The following is a 9514-nucleotide window of genomic DNA, read 5'->3' as shown; positions in this document are numbered from 1 at the left end:
GGCGATGCCACGTCGCCGTGCGACGGGCGGTCTGACAGGGCGGGCTCGACCGCGGCGGCGAGCCGACGGCGGAGCCGCGCGGCTGAGGACTGCCGTGGCGATGCCACGTCGCCGTGCGACGTGGCACGCCCGGCAGGGCTCGAACCTGCGACCCCCGGCTTAGAAGGCCGGTGCTCTATCCGGCTGAGCTACGGGCGCGTGCGGGTCAGATTATCGCATCGCGCGCCTGCACGGCGGCCTACGGAGTCACGGCCGGCAACGCCGCCGCTACCGACGATGTCGCGGCGGGCCGACGACCGGTGAGCTTGACGCGATCCGCGACGCGCGTGCCATTCGTGTCCTTGTACCGCACCGTCACGTAGGTTCCCGTGGCCTTGGCCAGGTCGGCTACGTCGAGGCGGTCCTTGCCCTGGACGATCTCGGCATCCTTCGCGAGCGAGTAGACCTGCTCGCTCTCTCCCTGCTGGAGGCGGGCGACCGACGAGGTCGCATCCACGCCAACGAGCACGCCACCTCCGAACAAGACCTTGGGAAGGGGCTGCGCGAGTACGGTCGACGTCACAAGAGGAGCGGCAAGCAGCAGGAAAAAGATTCGGCGGTTCATATGATTCTCACTGTTCCGCGGCGCATCCTCCGAGTCCTGAACCGCACGAGACATTCGTGCGATCGCGGGAGGTCATCGTCCGCATGTCAACAGCGTGCCCGGAGTCTCGCCGGCGCGCATACCCATGGGGGGCCACCCGCGCATGACCCATTCGGACCAGATCGCGGCGAGGTCACGCGAGTGGTCTGGCGCGCCTCGGCGAGCCGCGCGCGACGGCCTCACTCCAAAGGGCCAGATCGACGTGGCCCGGTGGGGCGATCCGGCCGGGTCCGGTTTCGGCGATGCTGCGTGCCAGCTCACGCCCGGTGACGTGCATGCGCGGTCACCGGCCCGGATCGCGGGGCGTCGGCTTGCGACCGCTGGGAGACGGACGTCCAATCCAAGCAGGGGTTGGGGTGAACCGACAGCACTCTCATGTGGCCCTGCCGGCCCCCGCGATGCTCATCGACAGCCGGGCTCACTCCACGAAACCACGCCTGATGGCGGCCATCGCCGCTTCGGTCCGATCGCCGACGTCCAGCTTCGCCAGCACGCTCTTCACGTGGTTCTTCACCGTGTGCTCGGCGATGGACAGCCGGTCCGCGATCTGCTTGTTCGCCAGGCCGTCGACGATGAGCGCCAGGATCTCGCGTTCCCGCGGTGTGAGGTCTGGCCGCGGCATGCTCGCGGCGAGCGTGGACGCGACGGTGCTGGACAGGTAGGCGTGGCCCGCGTGTACGCGCCGGATGACGTCGATCAACTCGGCATCCAGCACGTCTTTGGTCACGTACGCCTGCGCACCGGCATCGAGGGCCCGACGCACGTCTTCGTCCCCGGAGTACGTGCTGAGCGCCACGAAGCGCGCCCTCGGCGACGATCCGCGGATCGCGCGGATGGCGTCCGGTCCGCTCATCACGGGCAGGCGCATGTCGATCACCGTCACGTCGGGACGATGGCGATCGTGTTGGGCCACGGCCTCCGCACCGTCGGCGGCGACGCCGACGACGGTCATGTCACGCTCCGTTTCGACGATCGTCCGTAAGCCGACGCGGGCGATCAGGTGGTCCTCGACGATCAGGATGCGGATGTGCCTGTCAGTCATCGCCACGCTCCACGACAATGGTCGTCCCCTCACCTGGCGCGCTGCGGATGCGCAGGTGCCGGCCGATCAGACGCGCCCGCTCCCGCATGCCGAGCAGGCCGAAATGACCGTCTTCCGCCGCCTGGTCTGTCAGCACCGGATCCAGCCCGCGGCCATCGTCTTCCACGCGCAGCACAGGCTCCGACGCCTGGAGCACGATCGTCAACGTACGCGGATCGCCGTGCTTCATCGCGTTGTGGACGGCTTCCTGGGCGATGCGCAGCAGGTGTTCACGGCCCGAGGCCGTGAGATCCGCCGGCTCGTCGTCGCCTTCGATCGACACGCGCACCGGCGACCCGGCCGTCAACTGCGCCGCCATGCGCGCCATCGCGGCTCGCAGTGACAGTCTGTCGAGCACGGGATCGCGGAGGTCCATGATGGAGCGCCGCGCTTCCGTGAGGCTGTGCTGCACCATCCGCCGCGCGAGACGCAGGCGCCGCTCGGCCACGTCCGGCGATTCACGAAGCACCGTTGCAACGCCACTGAGCTGCGTCGAGATGCCTACAAGGCCCTGGGCCAGGGTGTCGTGCAGTTCTCTCGAGATGCGGCCGCGCTCCGAGAGAATGACATCGAAACGTTGCCGCAGCCGCCGTAGTCGTCCGACGTAGACGAGCCCGCCGGCCGCGATGAGCCCGCCGACGGCCACGACGGGGAACCATGCGGCGGCATACCACGGGGCGCGCTGGACGACCACGATGCTGGCAGGTTCCGCCTGGTCGGTTCCGAGTGTCGCCGCGACGATGAAGCGGTAGTGCCCCGCCGGAAGATTGGTGTAGTCGGCGGCCCGTCTGGTGCCGCCGTCGATCCAGCCCGTGTCGTAGCCGTCGAGTCGATAGTGATAGCGAAGGCGTTCGGGAGCGTAGAGGTACGCCGCCGAGAACTCGAAGGTGACCCGCTGCACGTCCGTCGCGAGCACGACTTCATCGGTGGGCAACTGGGGCGTGCCGTTGATCGCAATGGTGCCGAGACGCGTCGCGTGCGGCCGTGGCAGGGCGTGCAGCCGACGCGGATCGAAGCGCACAAGGCCATTGGCGGTGATGATCCAGACTCGCCCGTTCCGGTCGACGGTGCCGCCGCGCGCCGTCGGGAACGCGGGGGCGCATTGCGATGAGCGCAGGCCGTCGGCCGCTCCCGAGAGGACAACGCGTTTCGCGTCGGCGCCCCGAGTCAGCGCGACGGCGCGGTCCACCTGCACGATCCCGGTGCTCGTCCCGACCCACAGCGTGCCGTCGCCGCCGGGGACGAGTTGGCCGACGTTGGCACCGCCATCATCGAGATCCAGCGTGCCGAAGGTGCCATCGCGCCACCAGCCCAGCCCACCGCCGAGCGAACCGATCCAGAGCACGCCCTGATCGTCGAGGTGGAGCGCGCGGATCGCGTTGCCAGGCAGCCCTTCGCGCGTCGTGAATTGCGTCACCGCACCGTTGCGATATCGCCAGATGCCGGTGGAGTGCGTGCCGACCCACAACGTGCCGTCCGGCGACAGGGCCAGCGTCGTCGCGAGCGCGGACGCGGCGGTCAGTTCCGGCAGCACCCGGCGCGTCCCTGCCGCATCGGCGAGGAATACGCCACGCGAGGTGGCCATCCAGCGGCGGTCTCCGGCGTCCTCGACGACATCGAACACGCTTGCGCCGTCGACCGTGAACTCCGTTTGCACGCCTGTCGGCCGCCCCCCGGGAAACCGGGCCAGGCCGCGCGCCGTGGCCACGAGCACGTCACCGCGTGTCGATGACCGGATGCTGAAGACCTTGTCGGCCGGCAGGCCGTCGCGCTCGGTGATGGAGTCGCGCCGTCCGTCATGCACGCGCACGATGCCGGCGTTCTCGAAGCCGATCCACAATGCGCCGTCGACGTGCTGGTGGACGACCGTCGGCTGGTCGCTCGGAAACCCCTCGCTGCTTCCGAAGACGGCGACCCGCAGATCGCGGAACTCGTGCAGCCCGGCGTTGGTCCCGACCCACAACGTCCCGTCGCGATCTTCGAAAAGCTGCCAGACCACCGATTGCGCCGAGAAATTGGGGGCGCTGACGCGCTCCAGCGTCGCACCCACACTGCGGAGCAGGCCTTCACCCGTGCCGATCCAGAGGCCGCCGTCACGGTCCTGGAGGGCCGCGCGCACGCTCGGGAACGGGATCGTCAGTTCCACGGCGTCGCCCGTCCCCGAGGACGGCAGGCCTCGAAGCCGGTCGCGCTCCCAGACCCAGGCGCGCGGGGTGCCCGTCCCGATGGCCGAGTGCTCACGCGTTGTCGCCGCCGGCGGCACAGGCTCGAACCTGGTGCCGCGCCAGACGAAGGCCTTCTCCTTCGTGTCGACGACGAGCAACTGCCCGTCAGTCGTCAGCCTGAGATGACGGATGCCGTCCGCCGTGATCCCGTGTGCGACACCAAGCGCGTCCACCGCGTCGCCGCGGATGGCGCGCAATTGCCAGTCTTCGATGAACCAGACGACGCCCGCGCGGTCTTCCACGATGGCGCCCACGCGCCCGGTGACACCAGCCGCCGAGAAGCTGTGGAACTGGCGGTCGCGATACCGGAAGAGTCCGAGATGCGTCCCGACGTACACCGCACCGTCACGACTGCCGAGCAACGCCGAGATCGTCGCGTTGGCCAGGCCATCGGCGGCGCGACCGAAGGACGTGAACTCGAGGCCGTCGAAGCGCACGAGCCCTTCCTCGGTGCCCACCCAGAGCGCGCCGTCCGCTGCCTGCGCGATCGACCGGATGGAGTCCTGCGGCAGTCCCTGGTCGCGCGTCCACACGCGATGGCCGAACTGGCTCAGCGCCCTGTGTTCATTGAGCGCCGACGCGTCGCGCACAGGCGACAGCAGCACGAGCACGCAGCAGACAAGGCAGCGCATGGGAGTCGTCGCATGGTAGCAGCCGAAGGACATGGATGTTGTAGTCCGATCGGGCTATCGCGGCGTGACTCGTCGTGGGGATTTGCCGTCGAACCTGACGCGCGTCGGCGCCGTTACGGCGAGGCGGGCGTCGAGTCGGACTGGTCCAGGAAGTCCTGGCAGTGGCGCTGCAGATCAGGGAAGAACTCGGCGAAGTCGGCGGCGATGGCGTCGTAGTCGCGACGCAGTTCCTCGCCGGCCGTGCCGATGCCCGACGCGACGGGGTTGCGCCGGGCCATCGCGCGCAGCACGCGGGCCACGTAGTCGCGGTCGGCGTAACCTGTCAGCCAGTCCTTACCAGTCATCGTCAGGACCAGGGGATGGACGTCGGGCGGCAGGCGATCGGTGTTGGTCAGCAACGTGCGATAGACATCGCGTGCGAAGGCGTCGAGAGGGCCATCGGCGTGCGACGTCCATTCGCGCGCCAGCACGTGGTCGTAGTAGATGTCGACGATCACGCCAGACAGCCGCCCGTAGCGACCCGCGATGCGCTGCTTCGTGCGCCTGACGACGGGATGCACGTCGCCGTAGGAGTCGATGGTGCGATGGAGGCGGATGCCGGTCCGCAGGCGCTCGGTCACGCCCGGATACGCGTACCGCTCCACGCGGCCCTTCACGACGTCGCCCAGCAGGTTGCCGAGGCGAAGGTCGTCCTCGTCGTTCGAGAGGAGGAAGTGAGCGAGGAAATTCACGCTCAGCCGAGGCTGGCGGTCGTGGGACTGAACGACGGCGGGTCGCTTGCCGGGAAGGATTGGTCTGGTGCCGTCAGCCAGCCGCGCATCCGTTCCACATCGTCATGACCCATGAGCGCCCGCGTGAGCAGGATGCCGACGCCGATCCCGACCAGACTGATGCCGATCCACGTCAGCGTCTGGGCCTGGCCGTTGGCGTCGAGGCCAGGTCGTTCGCCGAGCCACGCCCCGCTGTGCGGCGCGTCCTCCGACAACCCTTCTCCGAAGGCGTCGACCGGATAGTGCCCGTCGCTGCGTCCTCGTCCCCACTTCTTCACGTCCACCATGCGCGGCCTCCTCGCCGGAACGTCGCTCTCGAATGTCCCTCCCGGCATCGTCTCACAGTACACTCGCGAGGTGAATCGCAGACGATTTCTCGCGACCGCCGGAACGGCGGCGCTGCTGGGCGGCGCGGCGCGGCCATCGTCGGCGCGCGTGCGACAGGGGCGTGCGGCAGACCTCCTGATTCGAGGCGGGCTCGTCCACGACGGCACGCTGCAACGCGCGCCCGTCGTCGCGGACGTGGCTGTCGTCGGCGACCGGATCGTCGCCGTCGGCGATCTGTCCGGCTGGACTGCCCTCCGCAGGCTCGACGCAACAGGGCGCGTCGTCGCGCCCGGTTTCATCGACACGCACTCGCATGCGGCCGAGAGTCTGGCGCGCAGGGGCTTGCACACCGCGGAGGCGCTGCTCGCGCAGGGCGTGACGACCATCGTGATCAACCCCGACGGCGGGGGACCGGTCGACATCGCCGCGCAACGGGCGCGACTGGCCACGCTCGGTACCGGCGTCAACGTGGCGCCGCTCGTCGGGCACGGCGCGATTCGTGGTGCCGTGATCGGCGGCGCCCAGCGCGCGCCGACACCAGCCGAGCGCGATCGCATGCGGGCACTCGTCCGCCAGGCGCTGCAGGCAGGGGCGTTCGGTGTGTCGAGCGGTCTGTTCTACACGCCGGGGGCCTACGCCACCGTCGACGAAGTCGCCGATTTGATGCGCGTGGCTGCCGAGGTCCTCGGCGCGTCGGCCATCCACGCCAGCCACATCCGCGACGAAGGTACGTACACGATCGGTGTTGTCGCTGCCGTCGACGAGATCATCGCCATCGCGGAGCGGTCGGCCACGACAGGCATCGTGACCCACATGAAGGCGCTCGGTCCCGACGCATGGGGGAAGACGCGCGAGTGCGCCGCGCACGTCGAGGCAGCCCGCACGCGCGGCGTTTCGATGTGGGCCGATCAGTATCCGTACGAGGCGTCGGGCACCAGCCTGTTCGCGGCGCTGATTCCGCGTGGCGCGCAACTCGGGGGACGCAAGGCGCTCGTCACGCGTCTCGCCGATCCCGCGCAGCGGGCGGCACTCCTGCCGCTCGTCAAGGAGAACATCCGTCGCCGCGGTGGCCCCGGCACGCTGGTGGTGGCGTTCCATCCGCCGGATCGTCGTATCGAGGGGCAGTCGCTCGAGGCGATCGCCAGCGCGCGGGGCGTCACGCCGGAAGAGGCGACGCTCGCGCTCGTGACGCTGCACGATACGTCGATCGTGTCGTTCAACATGTCGATGGACGACATCGAGTTCCTCATGCGCCGCCCGTGGATGATGACGTGCAGCGACGGCGCGACGTACATGCCCGGCGAGGGCAAGCCGCACCCGCGCGGACACGGCGCGTTCACGCGCAAGCTGACGGCCTTCGTCAACGAGCGCCGCACGCTGACGCTCGCACAGGCTCTGTATTCGATGACGGGGTTGCCCGCGCACGTCTGCACCATCGACGGACGCGGACGCGTCGCTGAAGGCGCGTACGCCGACATCGTGGTCTTCGATCCGGCGGCACTGCGCGACGAGGCCACGTATCAGGAACCGCATCGTCACGCGACCGGGATGTCGTGGGTGCTCGTGAACGGCACCGTTGCCGTGGACAATGGCAAGCCGACGCGCGCCCTTGCCGGGCGCGCGCTCCAGCGGGAGTCGCGGCGATCCTGACCATCGGTCTGCCGCCGCGGCTGGAAGCGGCGATCGACGCCGAACTGACGGGACAGTCCGGCCGCGCGCTGGCGAAGGCGTCGGCGGCCGTGAGCGACGACTACGCATCAGGCCTGCCGATCCCTGCCGAGGACGCCGCACGCCATGCGGCATACCTCGCCGTACGATTTCCCGCGACGTATGCCGCCGTCAGTGCCGCTCTCGCGCACGTGCCAGCCGAGGCCTTGGCGCTCGTACGCACGGTGCTCGACATCGGCGCCGGCCCCGGGACGGCCAGTCTCGCCGCACTCGATGTCGCACCGGCCGTGACGCACGTCGCGCATGTCGATCGCAGCAGGCCGCTGCTCGACACAGGTTCGAGACTACTTACGGAAGTGAGTGGCGATCGCGCCGTGGCGCTTACGCAGGTCGTCGCCGATCTGGCATCGCGACAGACGTGGCCGGCTGCCGATCTCGTGATGGCGGCCTATGCCCTCGCGGAACTCCCGACACCGGCGAGGTCCGCGCTCGTCTCCTCGGCCTGGCAGGCCACCACGTCGGTCCTCGTACTCGTCGAGCCCGGTACGCCGGCCGGCTTCGATCGGATCGTGGAGGCCAGAGCCGCGCTCATCGCGTCAGGCGCGACTGTCGTGGCGCCGTGCCCGCACGGCGGGCCGTGCCCACTGACGCGCGTGGCGCGCGACGATGGTCGCGACTGGTGTCATTTCGCCGTCCGCGTGCCGCGCTCGCGACGCCATCGTCAGGCGAAGGCCGCGTCGCGCGGCTACGAAGACGAGAAGCTCTCGTACCTGGTGGCGTTGCGTGCGCACGATGCGCGGCAGACGCAGGCACGCGTGCTGCGGCACCCGATCATCGAGAAGGGGCGCATCACGCTCACGCTCTGTGATGTGGAAGGCCTGCGCCGCACCATCGTCACGAAGCGCGACGATGCATGGCGGGCGGCGCGGAAGGTGGAGTGGGGCGATGCCTGGCGCACCGCCCAGACGCGGTAGCGAACGTCAGAGGCTCAGCGGCCTTCGCTCGACGGCGGCACGATGCCCTTGAGGCGCATGTAGGTCACCATGTTGCCGTAGTGCTCCATGTTGTGCGCGTTGTTGAAGGCGATGATGCCGAGACGCGGCGTGGGACCGGTGAAGAACTTGATCGACTCGGCGGCCGTCGCGGTGGTGAGTTTGCCGATGACGGCGTCGCAGTAGGCGAGCGAGGCGGCGAGCGCCTTCTCGAGGTCGGCCTTCGCGGTGAGTGTCTTCTCCGCGTCTGCGGTGGCCGGGCTCTTCTCGCCGATGGCCGTCGAACAGATCATGTAGTTGGCGTTGGCCACGTGCCCGACCAGCGCACCGAAGCTGCGAACCTCAGGCGTGGGCTTGAAAGCGTAATCGGCTTGGGACACCTTGGCCGCCGATTTCACGAGATTGTTCGTGATCATCGCGTGCTGACTCTTGATTGCCGCGATCATCGGGTCGTTCTGCGCCGAAGCCAACCCTGCCGTGCACACCACCATCAGTCCTGCGATTGCGATACGCATCGATGTTCCTCCCTCGAATACTGTCGAGTTGATGTCCCTCATTGTACATTTCGCGTTACAGTCGGAAGACGATGGCACCCAGACGAATGTTTCGGACGGCTCTCCTCAGCGTGGCAGTCGTGGCGGGTCTCTCGTGTACGACTGACGCGTCGGGGCCAGGCGACGCGCAGCTACCGGCGCTGCCGATCCAGTCGGAGCGACGACCCGACGTGATTTTCGTGCCGACACGCGAGGCGGTGATCGAGAAGATGCTCGACGTCGCGAAGGTCGGCCCGGATGACATCGTCTACGACCTCGGGTGCGGTGATGGCCGCATCGTCGTGGCCGCCGCGAAACGGGGCGCCCAGGCCGTGGGGATCGACATCGACCCGCAGCGCATCAGGGAGGCCAACGAGAACGCCGCGCACCACGGCGTGACCGGCAAGGTGCAGTTCAGGCAGGAAGATCTGTTCGAGGCCGACATCCGCGAGGCGAGCGTGGTGACGCTGTATCTCCTGCCGAGCCTGAACGTGAAGCTGCTGCCGCGGTTGATGGAGCAACTCCGCCCGGGCACGCGGATCGTGTCGCACGATTTCGACATGGGCGACTGGAAGCCGGAACAGACAGTCGCTGTCGATGGCAAGACCGTGTACCTCTGGACCATCCCCGCGCGCTGAGCGTC

At 68.8% G+C, this 9514-nt stretch carries 9 protein-coding genes and 1 tRNA gene; 3 read left to right on the top strand and 7 right to left on the bottom strand.

Features of this window, described 5'->3' with window-relative positions:
• Window positions 1–121: 121 nt before the first annotated feature.
• From IT182_01280 to IT182_01255, 6 genes are all read right to left on the bottom strand, one after another.
• Window positions 122–198: transfer RNA gene (locus tag IT182_01280), tRNA-Arg, on the bottom strand.
• A gap of 40 nt (window positions 199–238) precedes the next feature.
• Window positions 239–604 (bottom strand): hypothetical protein, encoded by a 366-nt coding sequence (locus IT182_01275; protein MCC6161961.1) that lies wholly within the window; start codon window positions 602–604, stop codon window positions 239–241.
• Between the two features lie 457 nt (window positions 605–1061).
• Window positions 1062–1685, bottom strand: a complete 624-nt coding sequence (locus IT182_01270) for a response regulator transcription factor (GenBank protein MCC6161960.1) — start codon at window positions 1683–1685, stop codon at window positions 1062–1064.
• Complete coding sequence (locus IT182_01265; protein MCC6161959.1) at window positions 1678–4581, bottom strand: hypothetical protein; 2904 nt, start codon at window positions 4579–4581, stop codon at window positions 1678–1680. The genes IT182_01270 and IT182_01265 overlap by 8 nt, the downstream gene beginning before the upstream one ends.
• Window positions 4582–4694: 113 nt before the next feature.
• Window positions 4695–5312, bottom strand: coding sequence for a DUF479 domain-containing protein (locus tag IT182_01260; protein MCC6161958.1), 618 nt, complete (start codon window positions 5310–5312; stop codon window positions 4695–4697).
• A 2-nt stretch (window positions 5313–5314) separates the two neighbouring features.
• Window positions 5315–5686: a hypothetical protein gene (locus IT182_01255; protein ID MCC6161957.1), complete on the bottom strand. Its 372-nt coding sequence runs from the start codon at window positions 5684–5686 to the stop codon at window positions 5315–5317.
• Between the two features lie 22 nt (window positions 5687–5708).
• On the opposite strand from IT182_01255, the gene IT182_01250 reads away from it, so the two are divergent.
• Entirely contained in the window at window positions 5709–7328 is a 1620-nt protein-coding gene (locus IT182_01250) for an amidohydrolase family protein (protein ID MCC6161956.1), read from the top strand.
• Window positions 7329–7417: 89 nt separating this feature from the next.
• Window positions 7418–8320 carry an rRNA methyltransferase gene (locus IT182_01245; GenBank protein ID MCC6161955.1) on the top strand — a complete coding sequence of 301 codons (903 nt, stop codon included), beginning with the start codon at window positions 7418–7420 and terminating at the stop codon, window positions 8318–8320.
• 14 nt (window positions 8321–8334) lie between these two features.
• Here IT182_01245 and IT182_01240 read toward each other — a convergent pair whose 3' ends face one another.
• Window positions 8335–8853, bottom strand: coding sequence for a DinB family protein (locus tag IT182_01240; protein MCC6161954.1), 519 nt, complete (start codon window positions 8851–8853; stop codon window positions 8335–8337).
• A gap of 71 nt (window positions 8854–8924) precedes the next feature.
• Here IT182_01240 and IT182_01235 point away from each other — a divergent pair, with 71 nt between their 5' ends.
• Window positions 8925–9509: a class I SAM-dependent methyltransferase gene (locus IT182_01235; GenBank protein ID MCC6161953.1), complete on the top strand. Its 585-nt coding sequence runs from the start codon at window positions 8925–8927 to the stop codon at window positions 9507–9509.
• Window positions 9510–9514 lie beyond the last annotated feature (5 nt).

Source organism: Acidobacteriota bacterium, assembly GCA_020845575.1.
Lineage (GTDB): Bacteria > Acidobacteriota > Vicinamibacteria > Vicinamibacterales > Vicinamibacteraceae > Luteitalea.
This window is presented reverse-complemented; position numbering and strand designations above follow the sequence as displayed.

Excerpts from the sequence above, each read along its gene's own strand:
- IT182_01275 (MCC6161961.1), bottom strand. The coding sequence starts at position 604 with ATGAACCGCCGAATCTTTTTCCTGCTGCTTGCCGCTCCTCTTGTGACG.
- IT182_01270 (MCC6161960.1), bottom strand. The coding sequence starts at position 1,685 with ATGACTGACAGGCACATCCGCATCCTGATCGTCGAGGACCACCTGATC.
- IT182_01265 (MCC6161959.1), bottom strand. The coding sequence starts at position 4,581 with ATGCGCTGCCTTGTCTGCTGCGTGCTCGTGCTGCTGTCGCCTGTGCGC.
- IT182_01255 (MCC6161957.1), bottom strand. The coding sequence starts at position 5,686 with ATGCCGGGAGGGACATTCGAGAGCGACGTTCCGGCGAGGAGGCCGCGC.
- IT182_01240 (MCC6161954.1), bottom strand. The coding sequence starts at position 8,853 with ATGCGTATCGCAATCGCAGGACTGATGGTGGTGTGCACGGCAGGGTTG.
- IT182_01235 (MCC6161953.1), top strand. The coding sequence starts at position 8,925 with ATGGCACCCAGACGAATGTTTCGGACGGCTCTCCTCAGCGTGGCAGTC.